Source organism: Methanomassiliicoccales archaeon (genome assembly GCA_026394375.1).
Taxonomy (GTDB): Archaea; Thermoplasmatota; Thermoplasmata; order Methanomassiliicoccales; family UBA472; genus JAJRAL01.
Genome location: JAPKYJ010000013.1, coordinates 83,512 through 101,913 on the forward strand (window position 1 = coordinate 83,512; position 18,402 = coordinate 101,913).

Here is an 18,402-nt window from a genome sequence, read left to right on the forward strand (position 1 = left end):
TATAAAGCTAGAATCGTTGTTGTCTGTGCCCACTGAGGGCCACGCCATCGAGGGAGTTGCGTCCGCTCCATCACCGAGAAGGGCGCGATCGTCAGCGGGCGGCGGTCGGCAGGGGGCTGCGAATGGCTCAGTGCAAAACGGTCACACTGCGTGTTGGTCGCTTGAGAACGACACCGATGAAGGAAGAGGGGTACTTCTTTGAACGCCAGCTCCTCTGAGACCCTTCATCAGACCGAGCCAGTTCCCGTTGCCGAAACGGCCATCGATCCGCTCTCGACCCCTCCAGCGTCAGCAGACCCGTGGACGACGCGGTTCGGCATCGATGCTCTTTTCCCAGGAAAGGATGAAGGGAAGAGAGGAGAATTGGCGAAGGCCATCGACGACCTGAAGATCCCTGACCTCATGGTGATATCAGCCAAAGGCTGGCGCGCCCTATACTCCAGAGATCAGGCGGATGTGCCAGATTTACTCCGCAATGTCCTCTTCCGAAGCATGCCAGGCGTCGTAGTGCAGCCCTTTTCCGTGGAAGCCGTGGTCGCGGTTCTGCGATTCGCCACCTCGAAACGCGTCCCTGTGGTGGTCAGAGGGGCAGGCTCCTCTCCGTTCGGCGGCTCGATGCCGGTCAAAGGCGGCATCGTGATGGACATGAACGCCATGGATCGGGTGCTCGATTTCGATGCCGCCAAGAGCTTCGTCAAAGTCCAAGGGGGCATGAGATGGTCCGACCTCGACTGGTTCCTTGAGAAGCATGATCTGATGGTTCGATCTTCGCCCTCGAGCAGGTTCTCCACCGTCGCGGGCTGGGTCGCCACCGGAGGGATAGGGATCGGGAGCGTGTCCGGCGGGCACCTGAGCCGCTGGGCGAACGAGCTGGAAGTGGTCACCTCTGATGGCCAGGTCAGAACGCTTCGCCCTTCGGACAAGCGGTTCGCCTCGCTCTTCGGCAGCGAAGGGCGGCTGGCGGTCATCGTCTCCGTGACGCTTCAGGCGCGGCCCAGGCCCAAGGCGCCTCTCCCCACCCTGGTGCTCTTTAATGACCGGGCGAAAGCGCTCAGGTACGCGACTTTCCTAGCGCAGTCGCCCACGCCTCCCCTGGACCTCACCTATTACAGCCCAGCGAAGTTCGAGGCGATCAACCGCCTCCTGGGCCGCTCGCGTTTCCCCATCAAGCACGGGGTAATGGCGTGCTATGAGAGCAAGGATGCCGTTCCCTCGTCCTCGGCGGTGCCGCCGGGAGCGATGCGCGCGGAACCCTATCTCGCCAATCTGATCTGGAACGAGCGCTTCTTCCCCATGAAGTTCCGCAAGCTCGGCCCGGGGCTGATGGGGTCGGAAGTCATGGCCCCCCGGGAACGCTTGCCGGAGATCGCCGCCCGCGCCGATGAGATGTGCCGCCATCACGGCCTCTCCCCGCTGATGGAGGTGCACTTCATGCCGGGGGGCGACGGGCTTCTTCTCACTTACTACACCACGGACCAGGCGAAAACGCTGCGGTACACCATGGACTCGTTCCGTGGGTTGCTCATCAGCAGCGCCCTCATGGAGGCGGGCGCGCGCCCGTACTCGCTAGGGGTCTGGAACAACATGTTCTCCGATCAGGCGGGAGAGGAAGAGGATCTGGCCGGGGCGAAGGCCGACCTCGATCCCGCCGGCATCATGAACCGCGGAAAATACCCGCGCCTGGGAGGGCGACTGGGAGGATTCCCCGCGGTGATGTTCGCCCCTGGGGTCCTAGGCAGCATGCTCAAGCTGGTGAACCGGATGGGACCGCTGTCCGCCGCCGGGATGAAGGTCATCTCGGCGGCCAAGGCGTTCGACCGGGTGGGCGACGATCAGCTCCTCAGGGCGGCCGACGAGTGTGCCATGTGCGGAGCGTGCGTCGGCGTCTGCCCGGCGTATATCATGACCAAAGATGAGCGGGTGACGGCGCGAGGGAAGCTGCTCGCGGCCCGCCGCATAGCCCAAGGTAAGGAGATATCGAAGGAGCACGCGCACCGCGTCTTCCTCTGCATGCGCTGCAAGGCCTGCGAGCAGGTCTGCCAGTCGAAGCTCCACCTCATCGAGGTGTACGAGGAGATGGAGAGAAGGCTCGAGAAGGAGCATGGCAAGGACGAGGCGGAGATCAAGCGCTTCGTATCCGTGGCTGAGAAATCGCCCGCCTACGACGCGCTGGTGGAAAGGGGCCTGGTGCTCGGCGCTCCCAGCAAGACCGTCCAGGGAGGCAAGTGAGATGTACGAGCGCTACCACGTCCCAAAGAAAGAGATGCCTCCCGCGGGAGTGCCTTTCTCAAAGTCATCGGTGATCAGGAGCGACCGCTGCATGAACTGCGGTCGGTGCAAGGACGCTTGCGTCTATGGCGTGCACGAGCGGGACGCCTCCGACCCCAGGACCATGGCCGAGCCGAAGAGCCATCTGTGCAAGAACTGCCTGCGCTGTGTCGAGGACTGCCCGCAGCGCGCGCTGTCGGTCGAGCTCTCGCCCCTCTACCTCGGACTGGGGGGAGGGCTCTGGACGCCCCAGCGGGTGTTCACCATCTGGAACGAGGCCTGGACGGGCAAGATCCCGGTGTTCGGCGCCGGCTATAGAGGCAAGTTCGTAGGCCCAGGCTACGATTCAATGTGGACGGACATGTCCGAGATCGTGCGCCCCACCAGGGACGGCATCCACGGAAGGGAGTTCATATCCACCAGCGTCGACCTGGGGAAGAGGGTCGACTACCTTGAGTTCGACGAGGCCGGGAGGCTGATGACGAAGATGCCCGGTTTCGTGGAGCTTCCCATCCCCATGGTCCTGGACCTCACGCGGATCGACCTCACGCCGCAGGCCAGAAAAGGACTGATGCAGGCGGCGAAGACCCTCGGCACCCTGTTCATCGCGCCGGCGGAGGGACCTCTGCCCAACGGCAGCAACGAATCGATGGTTCCAGTGTTCGCATCGGGCAGGACGTCCGCCAACCCGGACCTTTCCAGTCCGAGGATGGTCGAAGTGGAGCATTCGTCCGATTGGAGGTCGGATCTGAGAGCGCTCAAGGAGCGGTTCGGCGGGGCGGCGGTCGGAATCCGGATCCAGGCCAGGAACGGCGTCGAGAGCGAGGTCGTCGAGCTGGCATCATCCGAGGTGGACGTGGTCCATATTCTTTACGACGAGCAAGGCCAGGAGGCCGATGGCAGGCTGGCCAAGGATTCGCTCATGGCGGTGAACCGCGCGCTGGTAACAGCTTCGCTCCGGGAAAGGGTGAGCATCATAGCCGGAGGCGGTCTGGCCGCGGCGGAGCACGTTCCCAAGAGCCTCATCTGCGGGGCGGACGCCGTCGGACTGGAGCGGGCGCTGAAAGTGGCCCTGGGCTGCCAGGCTTGCGCCGACTGCGATAAGGACCGCTGCATGGCGGACCGCGAGAACGTCACATCCGACTGGTCGAAGTGGAGGGCGGTGAACCTGATCGGCGCCTGGCGCGACCAGCTGCTGGAGGTCATGGGCGCCATGGGGATGCGGGAAGCGCGCCGGTTGAGGGGCGAGATCGGGCGGGCCATCTTCTTCGAGGAAGCGGAGAAGGACGCCTTCGCCGGCATCAAGGGAGGTGCCTGAGATGGCGACCAAGTTCTTCGAATCGACGACCGAGGACGACTACAGCCAGGTGCCACCACAATTGCTGAAGCGGATGAGCCGGTACCGGGTGACGCGGGCGGACACCTGCATCAACTGCGGAACGTGCGCATCCCTCTGCCCATACGGCGTGCACCGACGCGTCGAGGGGCACGTGAGCATCCTGCCTCCGGCGGACCCAAAATGCATCGGTCCGAGCTGCGCCTCGAACTCCTTCCACTGCGTCAAGAACTGCCCCACTGGATCGCTGTCCTTGAGCGCCAACCCGATGTTCACCAGCATGGGCGATCCCCGTTGGACGGCGGAGATGATACTTGGGACGTGGAAGATGGCGGAGAGCGGCGAACCCCTGCCCCTGGACCACCCGGCGAACACCGGCGCCTCGGAAGGAGGGTTCGACCGCATGTCATTCGAGCTGCCTCCATTGAAGGGCAGCTTCGATCCCGAATCGATCTCCACGGCCATCGACCTGAACCACCGGAAGGAAGGGACGAGGGTGCGCATCCCCATCCCGGTGTACGGAGGAGGCATGTCCTTCGGCTCGATCAGCCAGAGGACCATGCTCGCCCGGGCCATGGCGGCGAAGGAGTGGGGGACCTTCACCTGCACCGGTGAGGGCGGATATCCAGAGCTGCTCATCCCTTACAAGGAGCACGTCATCACGCAGATCGCCACCGGGCTGTTCGGGGTGCGGGAGGAGACGATAAAGCGAGCTCCGATCGTCGAGTTCAAGTACGCTCAAGGGGCGAAGCCCGGACTTGGAGGGCATCTGCTGTACGAGAAGAACACCCCGGACGTGGCGAGGATGAGAGAGGCCGTTCCATTCACCAACCTTTTCTCCCCCTTCCCGTTCCATTCCGTGTACTCGGTCGAGGACCACAAGAAGCACCTGGACTGGATCGCCTCGGTGAACCCCAGGGCGCTGCTCTCGGTAAAGGTCTCCACCCCGAACGACGTGGAGATGGTGGCGGTCGGCTCGTACTACGCCGGCGCGCACATCGTGCACCTGGACGGAGGGTACGGGGGCACCGGGGCCGCACCGGAGATCGCGAAGAAGAATATCGCCATGCCGATCGAGTACGCCATCCCGAAGGTGCATCGCTTCCTGGAGAAGGAGGGCATCCGGGAAGAGGTGACGCTCATAGCGAGCGGCGGAATCCGCACGGCCATGGACGTCGCCAAGGCCATCGCCTTGGGCGCGGACGGCGTGGTCATCGGGACCGCTGAGCTGGTCGCCATGGGATGCGTGCGCTGCGCCAACTGCGAGAGCGGGCGCGGCTGCCCCCGCGGGATCGCGACCACGGACAAGGAGCTGGAGCAGCTGAACCAGATACCCATCCTGGCGCGCAGGCTGAGCAACCTCTATCGCTCGTGGAGGCTGCAGTGGTGCGAACTCCTCTTCCGCCTGGACATGAACGATCTGAGACAGCTCAGGGGGCGGATGGACCTGCTCCGCTATGCCGGTACCCCAGGGAGGATGCTGCCATGAGCCATGCCAAGGCGCTATTGGAGTCGAGGAGGAAGCTGCATCAAGCACCGTTCAAGTACGTCCCGCAAGAGGCGGAGGGAGGATGCGGCGTGGTCGGCCTGGTCGCCTCGCGTCCCATCCGAGGCTCGCACATCCTGCAGCCGCTGGAGCAGATGCACAACCGGGGGAACGGGAAGGGAGGAGGCATCTCCGCCGTCGGCCTAGTCCCCGAACAGCTGGGAGTGGACCGGAATACCCTGGAGCAGGACTACCTGGTGCAGGTCGCGTACCTGAAGGAGGATGTAAGGGAGCAGCTGGAAAAGGAGTTCATCTTCACCACCTACGACGTGCACGCGTCGCATCGAGTGGCCACCAGCGACGATCCCGCCCTGCTCGGCCGCCTGGAGGTGACCCCTCCCGTGGTGCACCGCTATTTCTGCCGGGCCAAGAAGGAGGTCCTAGACCGCTTCGTCCAGGAGAACGCGCTGCACGACGTCGACCGGAGACGCGCGGAGGACGAGCTGGTGTACCAGACCAGCTTCCAGATCAACAAGAAATACTACGCTGGCACTTCGATGTCCGCCTTCGTCATGTCCCATGGGCGGAACATGCTCATCATGAAGATCGTGGGCTACGCCGAGGACGTCATCCACTACTACAAGCTGGAGGACTTCCAGGCGCATATGTGGATCGGGCATCAGAGGTATCCGACAAAGGGGCGGGTCTGGCACCCGGGAGGGGCGCATCCGTTCATGGGCTTGGACGAGGCGCTGGTGCATAACGGCGACTTCGCCAACTACTACTCCATGACGGAGTACTTGGGGCAGAAGGGCATCACCCCGCTCTTCCTTACCGATACGGAGGTGTCTGTGCTGCTCTTTGACCTGCTCAATCGCGTCTATGGCTATCCGCTGGAGTACATTCTGGAGGCGCTCGCGCCCACCACCGAGAGGGACTTCCACCTCCTGTCCGAGGAGAAGCAGAAGGTGTACCGGGCGATCCAGTCGACGCACCTCCATCGTTCGCCGGACGGACCGTGGTTCTTCATCATCAGCCGCAACGACCATTACGAGGACAGGCTGCAGCTCATCGGGATCACAGACACATCGATGCTGCGGCCGCAGGTCTTCGCCCTGGTCGAGGGCGAGGTGCAGGTCGGATTGATAGCCTCGGAGAAGCAAGCCATCGATTCGTCGCTCCGCAGCCTGTCCACGGAGTTCCGGTCGGTGCCGCAGCAGGCGGACCTGTACTGGAACGCCAGGGGCGGGAGCCATACGGACGGCGGGGCATTCATATTCACCCTGGGTGCTGAGGTGCCCGGCAACGGACGAGAGCTGGTCTGCACGAACAAGTTCGGGGCGTGCGTTTCCGTCCCCGGCGAGAGATACGAGAGGCAGCAGGACGCCGCCATGTCCGGGCCGCTGCCTGAGGAAGCGACCTCGTCGCTCGCCGATTATATGCTCGCCTCCAGCGTGGAGGACGGTTTCCATGTTTGGAAGGAAGCCATCGCCCGCGCCTCCGCGCAGGAAGCGATGGGCGCCATCTCCTTCCTGTCTTCGTCGGGCTCGAGCGCGAAGGATGTGGAGAAGAGGCTGGCCCTGCTCACCCTGGCGATGGACCGGCGCTATTCCACAGGCCGGCTGCGGAGGAGCCGGGTGCTCTCCAGGCTGAACGAGGGAGTGAACGCCCTGCTCCACGCTTCATCGGGCCAGGGGTTCGTCCTGGTGGACCTGAAAGGGCATCGCCAGATCCGCGCGCCGGGGGAGGGGGAAAAGGCCCTGGTAATCGATTGCGAGGGCTTCCCGATGGAGGGTGTGGAGGGCGTCTCCCACCTCATCTGCCGCGGGGCAGAGCTTGGATGGAAGCGCATCATCGTCATCGGAGCGCACGGCCAGCGCTTCTTCGGCTGCGGCCTCGGACCGCGGTCGAAGGGTATCGAGATCGAAGTCTATGGCAGCTCGGGCGATTACCTCGCTTCCGGTCTGGACGGAGCTTCGATCACGGTGCACGGCAACGCCCAGGACCAGCTGGGCCAGATCCTGAACTCCGGTAAGCTGGTGGTGCACGGGGACGTCGGGCAGACTTTCATGTACGGGTCCAAGGGCGGCGAGGTCTTCATCCTAGGCAACGCTGCTGGGCGACCGCTCATCAACGCCGTCGGAAAGCCGCGCGTGGTCATCAACGGCACTTGCCTGGATTATCTTGCAGAGTCGTTCATGGCCGGAGATCCGTTGAACGGAGGGGGTTTCGTGATCCTCAACGCCCTGGGCTTCGATGGCGACGGTGGAGCCTTCGACCTTCCCGAGCCATATCCCGGCGGTAACCTCTTCTCACTCGCCTCGGGGGGCGCGATCTACGTGCGCGACCCGAAGGGAAAGGTAGGCGAGGACCAGCTGAACGGAGGGAGGATAGCTTCACTCACCGAGAAGGACTGGGAGGCGGTACTTCCATACTTGAGGGAGAATGAGCGGCTTTTCGGCATCTCGGTGGAGGATGTGCTGCTGCGAAAGGATGGGGCGCAGGTGAAGCCCTGGGAGATCTACAAGAAGGTCGAGGTCGTGCCGCTCTCCGCCCTCTCCAAGAGCGAGCAGGTCGAGGATGATTCGGACTAGCTGCGATAGCTCGTCCACTCCCACCAAGATAAGGGCGAAGATGTTCTCTCCCGGAAGCGCGTGGTGCATCTCGCACCCAGTGCTCAGCAGAAAGCCGCTATGTGCGAGGCCAGAGCGGCGAACGATTGGAAAAGATAGGGACCGCCCCTCGCATTCAGACCCATACAAGGGAGCGATGGATCAGACTCTCCAGTGGACAAGACTCAGTTCGTTTCAACCTCTACGCTCAGGTCTTCCTTTGCCTTGTCCAATCTCCGGTTCTCCCGCTGCGAGTAGGCCCACAGTGGGAAGAAGACTGCGAGCACCCCGAAGCCGACAAGCGTGGGCATTATTCCGTACGCCAGGTTGTTGATGTATATCGCCCCCACGAGCAGAAGCGGTATCTGCAGTATGCCCAGCGCCAGGGCGATCCATACCCAGCCTCTCGGGGCTTTGTACGGTCTCTCCAGCTTCATCAGGGTCGGGTCCCGGTGCGCTTTGACGTAGGCGAACAGCCCGATGGCGAACGCAAACACGTACCCGATGGCCGAGGCCGCGAGGATGGCCACCGGGTTCCCCAAGAGAATCAGGAGCATGTTGAACACCGCGATCACATAGATGGCGCGCATCGGCTCTCCCCGGGAGTTCGTTCGGACGAACCACCGGGGAAGATTGCCCTCCAGGGACATGGCGTGCATCGCCCTTGCGGCCGCGGAATATCCTATTTGGATGAGCAATATCATTGCGCCGATTAGCATCAAGATGACCACTGACGCCCCGATGCTGCCGAACGCCATCTCCGCAACCGGCTGCAAAGGCGAGATCGGCTGAGCCAACACCCCGTCCACGCCCAAGGCGCCGACGACCGATGTTTGGATGAGCACGTACATGACCAAGCAGAAGATGCCCACGGAGAAGAGCGCCTTCTTCACGTCGGAACTCGGCTTCTTGTACTCCGGTCCGTAGATCGCCACCACCTCCCAGCAACATGCGCTCCACTGAGCAATGACCATCAAGCCCAGGATCAGCATGATATGGTCAGCATCCCAGCTCCATTCCGCCGGAACGAGCGCATTGGTGATATTCTCCACGTGGAAGTTGCCCGTCACGAACGGAGCCAGGACGATGATGATGATTGGTATGATGGTGAAGATAGCGATCAACAGTCCCAGCCGGGCGCTGTGCTTCAACCCTCTAGAGGAAAGCAGCGCGAGGCCTCCTAGAATGACCGCGCCCAATGCTAGATTGAAGACAAGAGCATCGGTAGTCGCCAGGGCAGGGAAGAGCGCCTGCAGATAGCTGCCGATGAGAACGATGAAGACCGCCAGGCCAGGCGCCCAAACCAGCCAGTAAGCCCAGGCGCAAAACCCGCCGATCAATCGGCCTCTATCGAATCTATTTTCTTCGATCTTCTTGCTCTTGAATATCTCCTGCGCGAAGCCCGGTATGCCCGAGACCTTGGGGAATGCGGTGGCGAGCTCGCCGAACGCCATGTTCTGCAAGAACCCCTGGATCACGGACATGCCCCAAAGAACGATGGAAGCGGCCCAAAGAAAAGAGACCGTGAATCCGATCGTCGGGACGATGGCGAGAGGTATCCCGATCCCGATGAGGAATCCCTGCCGCCAACCGATGCTCCGGTGCAGGCCGTTGTTTGCCTTGTCCTCCGACATTTTTATAGTTCCGTACCTTGAATTGGATGATACATCCAACTGCCAATGAGAATCAGTCTCTAGTATTAGAATGAATCGTCCATCCAGTGCTTCGAAAACATGGTTATTCGGGCCTTACGGACAGGTCTGATTCCAATCGGGAGGCTTCGCTTGTCGGGAGCGCCCAATCGGGCGACCTCAGACCGCAGTGAGTGAGGCTTTATGTTCCCATAGGAAAAAACAACGCTAACCTGCTCAAGCAGCACAAGCTGGAAAAGGCTGTCTGGCTAAAGATGAATGGACGGTGGAGGGATTATGTATCGATTTACGCTCATGAGCCCAAGTCGGTCATCGGTGAATTGAGGGTCAACACGAGCAGGAAGGCGGTTTTCGTCCGTAATAAGGGCGCGGAATATCCATTGCGCCGCGATTCGGTTGGAGGATTGGCTGCCTGGTGGTTCCTTACGCAGGACAAACGGAGAAGGATCATCTCAAAGGCAGATTTCAACAAACCTAGGTACGCATTCAGAGCGCTAAACATTAATATTCTCTTTCAACTTAGCGCAATCAGCAAGGTGGAAGATTATGGAACTGGACAAGTGCAGGATGATCCTGGCAGCGATTATTCCGGCTCTGATGCGTTCGAGCTTAATGGTCATCGTGACCCCTGCGGCGGCAGCAGTACCGGCGAGCGTGTTCTTCGACAACTTCGATGGGGTTGACAAGGGCTGGACGCACAGCGGCTTCTGGAACAAGGTGGAGAACCCCCAGAATCTGGCGATCAGCGCTCAGATTAACCCCCGCCTGGTGCATCTGCCGGACAACGGTCACCTGCCCAGCGCGTACAGCGACGGCAAGTGCTACTGGTATGGGGAAGCGTCGACCGGGACTTTCATCGGCAGCGACTTCAACCCCCTCCAGGATGATGAGAGCGGGGGCGAATCGATCGCACCCAACGACGGGTGGCTCGTATCCCCCAGCATCGATCTGAGCGGGCTGACATCCGCATTCCTGTCGTTCGAGACCTGGTGGGAGATCGAGGGAGTGGACGTCGACCGCTACGACATGATGAAGGTGTTCGTGAACGTGAGCGGCGGTTCCAGCCACTACCTCGGCGCCATCAACCCCCTGAACGACGTGAACGGGAACTCATGGAAGCCCTATAGCTCCGCTGGCCTCGGCTCACCTGGGGTCTGGGAGAACATCAAAGTCGAGCTCTCCGACTATGTGGGAGAGGTGGTCAACATCGCCTTCTTCTTCGAGACGCGGGACGACCTATACAATGGATTCCGCGGCTGGCTGATCGATGACGTCAACGTGCTCAATGGGGCACTGCCCCCGGTGACACTGTCCGCAGCATCGCCTGGAGCGGGCGGCGTCGGTAAGAAGGTGACGGTCCAGGGACTCAACTTCTGCATCGGCGCGCAGGTGGAGATTGGCGGTATCCAGGCGCTCTACGTGAGCGTCCTAAACTCTGAGAAGCTGGAGTTCCTCGTTCCCAGTGGGCTCGCGGTCGGCAATTACGCGATCAATGTCACGAATCCTGGCGGATCGAAGGTCACGCTCCCGAATGCTTTCCAGATGACCAACGTTCAGTCGCCGGCAATCACCTCGGTCGTTCCCGTCAAGGCCGGAACGGATACCTCGTTCGTCATCAACGTGACCGGCTCATACTTCTTGACCGGATGCACGGTGCAGGTCACCTCCACGGCCTGCGAGATCCTTGAGACGACATCCACTTACGTGATCGCCAAGGCTCCATCCGGGCTGCCGGTGGGCTACCAGAACCTCAAGCTGACGAACCCGGACACGCAGTACGACCTGGTGCAGGGCGCAATACTTGTGCAGCCGCAAGGATACGTGCCCGGCGGTCTTACGGCCACGCCCTCCTCCGGCAAGGTCGATCTCCAGTGGACCGCGCCAGCCAACATGGGGACCATCGTATCCTATGAGGTGTACAAGGGAACCTCCCTGAAGGACATGAAGTTCCTCAAGAGCGTCACCGGGACCAGCTGCTCGGACACGGACGTGAAGGATGGCACCACTTACTACTACTCCGTGCTGGCGGTCAACTCCACAAGCACCAAGAGCGCCATGTCTGGCATCGCCTCGGTCAAGCCTGGGGGCGGTGGATTGGATCTGATGGTCATCGTTGGAGTGGTCGCGGCCGTGGCAGTGGTCGCGGTCGTCGCTCTCCTGGTGATTAGAAGTAGGGCGCATGGGCCTAAGCTCGGTACGACCCCTGGCGGAGGCAGCGGGCAGAGTCCCCCGGCCATGAGCTCATGCCCCCAATGCGGCACCCCCCTGGCCCCGGGAACGACGTTCTGCGGCAACTGCGGGAGAAAGTTAGGCTGATCGCTCCCTCGAAACCCTTTTTTCTCATTCCCGATGAAGAAGGCGAAGGTGGAGAAGCTATCTGGAGTGAGGTTCAAGCTGAAGGACTTCCGCTCTGCCCTGACTTCGGTCACGGTGAACGGCGACATGAGCCGGCTTCCCGAAGTTCCTAAATGATAGCGTGGACCCGCATAATCTTCCTTTTACGCTCTTCCCTCGTGGATTTAGCATACCGTGCGGCTCTACCTCGAAGGACCCGGTTCGCGACCGTGTTGAACGGGCAACGATCCATTTCATTCCGCAGCTTTACGAATCGGCCATCCACCCATTTCGGCCGTTCCTTCATGACAACGGAGTTGGCTGGACGCGGAGATTGGGAAGCCTCGGAATCTCCCTGGTCGTCTTGACCAACCCCCAAGATCGGCTGTCTGTCCCTGTCGACACATATCCTAGCCTCAGTAAGGAAATCGATCGATTGAGAAGTTGAACCATCGTCCCGTTGCACTGTCAAAGAAATCCGGTTTGGCGGAGAACCTGGACGACCTTATCTACAGTCCATCCAATATCCCTATCATTCTTTGCCCCCGTGATTACCATCTTCCCAGAGCCAAACAGGAGGCAGACAACATTGGGATCTCTCAATCTGTAGACAAGGCCTGGAAATTGCTCTGGCTCATACTCTATGTCTTTAAGGCCCAATGACATTGCCAGATTTGCTAGATTCAAAGCGCAACCGATATCGTATACCGCAACCATATTTTGTACGATGATCTCGGGATCAGAATCGACAGGGATGCCTAACTTGTTCAAAATAATAGCGAATCTTCGTATTGCTCTTCGGACTTCTTCCAGACTTTTACCACCGGTGCAATTAGCCTTCCCGCTTCTGAAAAGGAGAATTGCAGTTTTTGGGTCGCTGAGCCGGTAAATGAGGCCAGGGAATCTATCAGGGTCGTATTCTGATCCTGTGAGTTTCTCGGCGACCGTGCATAAATCAAGTTCTTTCGCAAATTGCGTCGAAGCCACAATATTTTCTACTCGCGGTCTGGTTTCGATTGCATTCATGATGTCCCAAGAGAATACCTATTGATGGTACGACGAAATAGCTATGTGAAAAGCCTTATCGTTAGGAGGCAAATCAAATCTCAATTCACGTTCGGCACTTTGGCTTTTTCTTCAATCCTAGAGGGCTTAGAGGGCGGCGCACAAACCGCTTCCCATTTCCTTTCCTCTACGAAAACGTGACTTGAGCATCCACTTAGCACTAAGACCCCTAAGTACCGTGAAACGATGATCCGCATGGCCGTAGGAGGTCTGGCGCTACCTTCTCCTTGTTGAAGAGAACCAGTATTTTCGATATTACGAAGAATGAGAGTACTGGATAAGATAAGTGGTGGGTCTGCCCGAATTTGAATCGGGGTCTCAGGCTCCCAAAGCCCGTAGGATGGACCAAGCTACCCCACAGACCCATCGCCCATCGGCGTTCCGAAAGACACGTTGGCGTATATTAGCGTAACCGGAAGGGGAAGCGGAAGGATTAATCTAGCATGGTGGCGTGATTGGCCCGCAGATGAAGCGGCTGTACAAGTTCCTGGTGATGGCGGTCGTAGCCGTGCTCCTCGCGCTCGTGCTGTTTGTCGCCTTCTACGAGCCTACGGTCCAAGGTTTCAGCAAGGAGCAGCTGGTGGAGCCGCTGACGCCGATCGTCGAATGGCCCGCTGGTACGCCACCTTCTCCATCCACCTCGATCACGCAGACCTACGGTTACTCCATCGAATGGCTTATGACCAAGGTGTACGAGTACTATGGCGGAGTGCTGAGGCTGAGCTTGAATAACACCGGGACCCACAGCATCTACGTCTATGGATTCGGATTGAGGTACCAAGGTTCGGACAGCACCTTCGAACGCCAAGCGGCCAGGCTGATTGAACCTGGCAACGAGGTCGAGCTGGGTCTGCTTGCGTTTCCTGGTCCTTGGCCAGAGGGCGCCTACAACTACCAGATTCGGATGGACCTGGCGGTGGCGACCCTCGACGGATCGCACTGGTTCGATTGCGGAGATGTGGCAAGCGTCAGCCAGACCATGAACGTGAAGAACTTCACCGAAGCGCGCAGCTACTCGGTGAAGGAGAATCCCTTATACCTATACAACCAGGTGAACGGTCTAGTGAACCGGACCGTCGTCCAGCCCATCGCCGATGCCATCCGGGCCAACAACAGCGGGGATTTCAGCATCTGGCAGGCCCTCGACGCCTACGAGTGGGTGCGGACCAACGTCAACTACACCAAGGACGTGGACGGGGACCACTGGCAATCGCCCAACGAAACATTGCAGCTGCGGACCGGGGATTGCGAGGACTTCGCCCTCCTCATGGATTCCATCATCTGGCAACTGGGCGGCAATGCGCGCTTCAACTTGATAGACGGGCATGCCTTCGCCACCGTCTTCGTGACGGCGGACCCACTGCACCTGAACGCGGTCAGAGGCTCGGTCGAATCCTACTATCACGTGTCGACCGGCACTCTTCGCATCAGCTACATCCATGACGACTTCGGGTACTGGATGGTCGTCGATCCGGCCGGCTTCATGTACGGCGGCGGGATGCCGTCGCTCTCCCAGCCTGCGCACCATGCCTACTATTCCGACGCCTGGGCCTTTGAGAGCTCTACCTGGCTGAAGACCGTTGACGTGACCGGTGCACAGGCGTCCTGGTATTTGTTCTAATTCACTTTCTTGCCCAGAATCTCGCGCACCGCCCGGTGGATGGCCTGCTCGCTATCCAGCTTCGGCCTCCAGCCTACGCCCGCCATCTTGTCCACGGCCAGGAGCATCTCTTTGACGTCGCCGATCCAGCCCCGGCCTCCTTTGACTCCCCCGGTCCAATGGTAATCGACATCGTTCAACCCCATCTCCTCCACCACGATGTCCGCGATCTTCAGCACAGAGAGCTGATCGCGCGAGCCGATGTTGTAGATCTCCACCTGCTCTCTCGCCTTCTCTGCCCCGACCACCATGGCATCCACGCAATCGGACACATGCACATAGGATTTGTTGGTGCCCGGCTTCTTCCCCAGTATCTCGAGGTAGTTCGGCTGCTCTCGGAGCTTGCGGATGAAGTCGTGCAGGACATTATGAGTGCTCCTCGGCCCGACCACGTTCGCGAAACGGTAGAGGACCGAGTTCATGTCGAAGGTGTGACAGTAGCTGGAGATGAGAGCTTCGCAGGCCAGCTTGGATGCCCCATAGATCGATATCGGGACCTGAGGACCGTATTCCTCCGGTGTGGGGATGACCGTCGGCTCTCCGTACACCGTCGAAGTGGAAGGAAAGATGAAGTCCTTCACGTCGTGCTCGGCGCAGCCCTCCAGCAACCGATATGTGACCTCGATGTTCTGCTCGAAATGGATGCGGGTGTTGGAAGCGCCCAAGCGCACGTCCGGATTGGCGGCGAAGTGGCAGACCAGCTCCACCCGGTGCAATGCCGGCTTCAGGTCCATGGTCAAGAGGTCGCCCTCGATGAAGCTGAAGTCCTCGAACTCCTCGCAGCCGGCCAGGAAGGACCTTCTTCCAGCGGAGAGGTTGTCCACACCCAAGACCTCATTGTCCTTACGCAAAAGCTCTTCGGCCATGTGGCTGCCGATGAATCCCGCGCAGCCCGTGACCATGATCTTTCTTCCTCGTAGCTTCATCTACGCATCCCTTCGGTCCTGGCCATCAGATTGGCGGCGAAGTTCTTAATCGCTTTGCCCCGGTGCGAGATGACGTTCTTCTTCTCCAAAGGCATCTCTGCAAAGGTCAAAGTGTAACCTTCTGGCACGAATATGGGATCGAAGCCGAAGCCCCCGGTCCCGCGCTTCTCATGGATGATAGTGCCGGTCGCCTCCTCTGAAACGATGATATCGTCCATGTCCTCGATGCAACAGCCGATGCAGCAGCGGAAGGCAGCGTTCCGATCCTTCTCATTCTCCAGCAACTTGAGGATGCCCTCGCTGCCCAGGGTCTTGAAGGCGTAGGACGAATAGACGCCCGGGAACCCGTGCAGCGCACTTACGAATAGGCCAGAATCATCCAGGATGAAGTTATGCACGCCCCTGCCCCCCAGCTCGCGCATGCAGCCTCGCACTACCTCCTCAAGCGTGTCCGCCTGGATCTCGTCCACCTCCTCGGGCAGGTGCTCGACCTTGAATCCCAAAGGTTCGAGCGCATGGCGGAACTCCTTCAGCTTGCCAGGGTTCGATGTGACCAATCTGAGCTCGTTCATGTATATCGGCCTCGCTCCTCGATCTCACGTATCTTGGCCACGACCTTCTTCGCCCGGTCGAAATGCTTGCTGTAGGAATCGAGAACCGTCTGGAACAGCTCGAAACGCTCCGAATGCGCGGACTGGAACGCCTCCTTGAGCAGGTGCAGGTCCACGCCCATCTCCTCGATCTCGGCGTTCCTCGAGCCCAGAGAGAAGTCGATGAAGTAGATCTTCTGCCCCTGCAAGATCATATTGGAGGTGGTGAGGTCGCCATGGACCATGCCCGCCTTGTGAAGCAGCGCCGTGAGCCTGCCCATCTCAGCGCAGATGTCCTCCGCCTCGTCCCTGGACGCTGTGAGGAGTGCATCTTTGACCCTAGGACCGATGATCTCCTCCATCACGATTTCCGCCTTCTGCAGGTCGATGTCATAGATGACCGGGGTCGGTATCCCGTGCCGCCTGGCCTCCTGGATCAGTCGCGCCTCGTTCTTCGTTCGGCTGGTTCGGAGCGCAGAATCCAGCTCCACGTGTCGGTAGGCCTTGGGCACCCGGCTCTTGACCATGACTTGGCGGCCCATCCATGCCCCGCGGCTTATCTCCGCTTCCGCTCCACGCCTTACTATGTCCACGTCCAGCCCTAACATCTGCGGATTAGATAAATTCTTCATTGCGCTGGCGCGTGCCTATTTGGGACGGAAGAAAAGAACGATTCCAAGCTCGCTCTCAGGTCCTCCGCGGGCAGAGGTCGAAAGTCATCAGGAAAGGAGCTTTTGACCGAGGGCAGGAGGTAGCGGTCGTCCAGCAGGAGGATGACGGCGCGATCCTTCTCGCTGCGGATCGCCCTCCCCGCCGCCTGGAGCACCTTCGAGACGGCAGGGTAGGTCTGAGAATAGAGCATGGCCTTCTGCAGGCCGTGCTTGGATTGCAGACGCGTCCGCAGAGCTTCGCTTTCCAGGCTGGGCGGGCCAAGCGGGAACCCGACCACCACCACCGCCGAGAGCAGGTTGTCGCTAAAATCGATGCCTTCCGCGAACGATCCGCCCAGAGTGGCCATCAGCAAGGCGTTTCGCTCGCGCCTCAGGTCCATGACCATGGCGTCCCGCTCGTTCTTGTTCAGCTCCCTGGACTCGCTCACCATCCGCTTGGGAGATTCGAACTTGCGCATCTGGAACGCCACGCCGTTCATGAAATCGTAGGAGGGAAAGAAGGCGGCGAGGTTGCCTGGCACCGCCTCGCTTGCCTGAACGAGCTTCCGGGCGATTTTGGCGTACATGGATTCGCCTCGCAGTCGGAAGCGAGAGCTGACATCGCCCGCCACCAGCACCAGTCTATTCTCGGTCGGGAAGGGCGAACGATAACGGCGAAGGGCGCATCTGTCCGCCAGACCAAGGATGTCAGCGAACATCTCCGGAGGGTGCAGGGTGCCGCTCATGATGAGGGCGCTCGATACTCGGTCGAATATCGGTCCAGCGACCAGGGATGGCTCCAGCAATCTACACGTGAGCCTTGCAGGCAGAGGCTCCGAGAAGCGCACGCTGCTGCTGCCGAAGGCGCTCCAGCATTCCAGGAACTCCAGTAGGGGGCGGTGTCGTTCCACGTCCAAGGGTGAGAGGGCGAGGCGCAACTCCTCCGCCAAGGGGCCGCTCTCCGCTCCGCAGTTCTGGGCCAAGGTTTCATCCAACTCCCAGGGATCGATCCTCGCCCGTCCCTTGCCCGAGGTCAATCGATGGAACTCTCGTTCCAGGGTGATGAGGTCGTCTCGATAGCGGCGGAGCGAAGGAGAGGAGATCGAGCGCTCCAGCAAGGCCCCGGTCAGCTCCCCGCTGTTCGCGTCCACGATCCGAGCGGGAAGGTTGTGTCCTTCGTCCACGATGGCCAGTTGTTCGGTCCGGTTTGAAGAGGGACCGCTACTCTGGGACGCGCTCTGAGACAACAGTAGGTTGTAGTCGCCCACCACCACATCCGCCTGATCCGCTGCTTTCTGGGCAGCCAGATAAGGACAGGCACCCAGGCGCAAGCAGAGGCGCATGGCCTCCTGCACGTGCAGGGGATAGGCGAGCAGGCGTTCCGCCGCCTCTTCCACCTTCCGGCTCAGGAAATAGCATTTGCCCGAGGAGATGCATGAAGGCCAGCCCTTCTTTCGTGCCAGGCACATGTCGTTCCGGGAAACAAGGTCGATGGCTGAGAAACGCTTCTTCCGCCAGATCAGACGGATCGTGTCCATGGCAATGGTGTGATGGGACTGGCGAGCGGTGGTGAAGAGCAGGTGGACGCCCGTGGTCAATGACGTTTCCAGTCCGGCTGCCAGGGAGACCGCGGTCTTGCCCAACCCGATTGGGGCGTGGGCCAGGAGGTGAGTGCCGCTGGCGAAACAAGAACGCGCATCCTCCAAGAAGAGGTCCTGGCCCGGTCGGAGGTTGGAATGCGGGAAGAGGTCGATAGGGGTGTGTTCCATCTTCGGTGGCAAGGAAGCGCTCGATTCCATGTCCGGAGCAAAGGGCGAAGTAAG

General features: G+C 60.3%; 13 protein-coding genes and 1 tRNA gene. 7 read left to right on the plus strand and 7 right to left on the minus strand.

All coding sequences use genetic code 11. The features are described from left to right. Positions 1 to 198: 198 nt before the first annotated feature. Genes NT137_02350 through NT137_02365 form a run of 4 tightly spaced genes read left to right on the plus strand, consistent with a single transcriptional unit; the run spans position 199 to position 7,684 of the window. The gene (locus NT137_02350) at positions 199 to 2,229 is read left to right on the plus strand and encodes an FAD-binding protein (protein ID MCX6652179.1); all 2,031 of its coding nucleotides are present in this window, start codon (positions 199 to 201) and stop codon (positions 2,227 to 2,229) included. Position 2,230: 1 nt separating this feature from the next. After that, positions 2,231 to 3,586, plus strand: a complete 1,356-nt coding sequence (locus NT137_02355) for a glutamate synthase-related protein (GenBank protein ID MCX6652180.1) — start codon at positions 2,231 to 2,233, stop codon at positions 3,584 to 3,586. Position 3,587: 1 nt separating this feature from the next. Continuing rightward, a complete protein-coding gene (locus NT137_02360; protein ID MCX6652181.1) occupies positions 3,588 to 5,093 on the plus strand; it encodes a glutamate synthase-related protein in 1,506 nt (501 codons plus the stop codon). Then, positions 5,090 to 7,684, plus strand: a complete 2,595-nt coding sequence (locus tag NT137_02365; protein ID MCX6652182.1) for a hypothetical protein — start codon at positions 5,090 to 5,092, stop codon at positions 7,682 to 7,684. Before NT137_02360 ends, NT137_02365 begins: the two co-directional genes overlap by 4 nt. A 203-nt stretch (positions 7,685 to 7,887) precedes the next feature. Here the strand turns inward: NT137_02365 and NT137_02370 are convergent, their stop codons facing one another. After that, on the minus strand, positions 7,888 to 9,336 hold the full coding sequence (locus NT137_02370) for an APC family permease (protein MCX6652183.1): 1,449 nt from the start codon (positions 9,334 to 9,336) through the stop codon (positions 7,888 to 7,890). Between the two features lie 564 nt (positions 9,337 to 9,900). Between NT137_02370 and NT137_02375 the strand changes: the two genes are divergently transcribed. Beyond that, positions 9,901 to 11,670, plus strand: a complete 1,770-nt coding sequence (locus NT137_02375; GenBank protein MCX6652184.1) for an IPT/TIG domain-containing protein — start codon at positions 9,901 to 9,903, stop codon at positions 11,668 to 11,670. Positions 11,671 to 11,703: 33 nt separating this feature from the next. Then, positions 11,704 to 11,826: a hypothetical protein gene (locus tag NT137_02380; protein MCX6652185.1), complete on the plus strand. Its 123-nt coding sequence runs from the start codon at positions 11,704 to 11,706 to the stop codon at positions 11,824 to 11,826. Positions 11,827 to 12,156: 330 nt separating this feature from the next. Here NT137_02380 and NT137_02385 read toward each other — a convergent pair whose 3' ends face one another. Next, on the minus strand, positions 12,157 to 12,714 hold the full coding sequence (locus tag NT137_02385; GenBank protein ID MCX6652186.1) for a TATA-box-binding protein: 558 nt from the start codon (positions 12,712 to 12,714) through the stop codon (positions 12,157 to 12,159). A gap of 326 nt (positions 12,715 to 13,040) precedes the next feature. Continuing rightward, a tRNA-Pro gene (locus tag NT137_02390) sits at positions 13,041 to 13,118 on the minus strand. 101 nt (positions 13,119 to 13,219) lie between these two features. Between NT137_02390 and NT137_02395 the strand changes: the two genes are divergently transcribed. Further along, positions 13,220 to 14,374 carry a hypothetical protein gene (locus NT137_02395; GenBank protein MCX6652187.1) on the plus strand — a complete coding sequence of 385 codons (1,155 nt, stop codon included), beginning with the start codon at positions 13,220 to 13,222 and terminating at the stop codon, positions 14,372 to 14,374. Here NT137_02395 and NT137_02400 read toward each other — a convergent pair. From NT137_02400 to NT137_02415, 4 genes are read right to left on the minus strand one after another with little or no spacing between them, the layout of a single operon-like run. After that, complete coding sequence (locus NT137_02400; GenBank protein ID MCX6652188.1) at positions 14,371 to 15,339, minus strand: NAD-dependent epimerase/dehydratase family protein; 969 nt, start codon at positions 15,337 to 15,339, stop codon at positions 14,371 to 14,373. The two genes, NT137_02395 and NT137_02400, sit on opposite strands and share 4 nt — an antisense overlap. Then, the gene (gene rdgB, locus NT137_02405) at positions 15,336 to 15,911 is read right to left on the minus strand and encodes an RdgB/HAM1 family non-canonical purine NTP pyrophosphatase (protein MCX6652189.1); all 576 of its coding nucleotides are present in this window, start codon (positions 15,909 to 15,911) and stop codon (positions 15,336 to 15,338) included. Before rdgB ends, NT137_02400 begins: the two co-directional genes overlap by 4 nt. Continuing rightward, a complete protein-coding gene (locus tag NT137_02410; GenBank protein ID MCX6652190.1) occupies positions 15,908 to 16,522 on the minus strand; it encodes a KEOPS complex kinase/ATPase Bud32 in 615 nt (204 codons plus the stop codon). Before NT137_02410 ends, rdgB begins: the two co-directional genes overlap by 4 nt. 35 nt (positions 16,523 to 16,557) lie before the next feature. After that, a complete protein-coding gene (locus tag NT137_02415; GenBank protein ID MCX6652191.1) occupies positions 16,558 to 18,378 on the minus strand; it encodes an ATP-dependent DNA helicase in 1,821 nt (606 codons plus the stop codon). Positions 18,379 to 18,402: the final 24 nt, after the last annotated feature.

Excerpts from the sequence above, each read along its gene's own strand:
- NT137_02355 (MCX6652180.1), top strand. The coding sequence starts at position 2,231 with ATGTACGAGCGCTACCACGTCCCAAAGAAAGAGATGCCTCCCGCGGGA.
- NT137_02360 (MCX6652181.1), top strand. The coding sequence starts at position 3,588 with ATGGCGACCAAGTTCTTCGAATCGACGACCGAGGACGACTACAGCCAG.
- NT137_02365 (MCX6652182.1), top strand. The coding sequence starts at position 5,090 with ATGAGCCATGCCAAGGCGCTATTGGAGTCGAGGAGGAAGCTGCATCAA.
- NT137_02370 (MCX6652183.1), bottom strand. The coding sequence starts at position 9,336 with ATGTCGGAGGACAAGGCAAACAACGGCCTGCACCGGAGCATCGGTTGG.
- NT137_02375 (MCX6652184.1), top strand. The coding sequence starts at position 9,901 with ATGGAACTGGACAAGTGCAGGATGATCCTGGCAGCGATTATTCCGGCT.
- NT137_02380 (MCX6652185.1), top strand. The coding sequence starts at position 11,704 with ATGAAGAAGGCGAAGGTGGAGAAGCTATCTGGAGTGAGGTTCAAGCTG.
- NT137_02385 (MCX6652186.1), bottom strand. The coding sequence starts at position 12,714 with ATGAATGCAATCGAAACCAGACCGCGAGTAGAAAATATTGTGGCTTCG.
- NT137_02395 (MCX6652187.1), top strand. The coding sequence starts at position 13,220 with ATGAAGCGGCTGTACAAGTTCCTGGTGATGGCGGTCGTAGCCGTGCTC.
- NT137_02400 (MCX6652188.1), bottom strand. The coding sequence starts at position 15,339 with ATGAAGCTACGAGGAAGAAAGATCATGGTCACGGGCTGCGCGGGATTC.
- rdgB (MCX6652189.1), bottom strand. The coding sequence starts at position 15,911 with ATGAACGAGCTCAGATTGGTCACATCGAACCCTGGCAAGCTGAAGGAG.
- NT137_02415 (MCX6652191.1), bottom strand. The coding sequence starts at position 18,378 with ATGGAATCGAGCGCTTCCTTGCCACCGAAGATGGAACACACCCCTATC.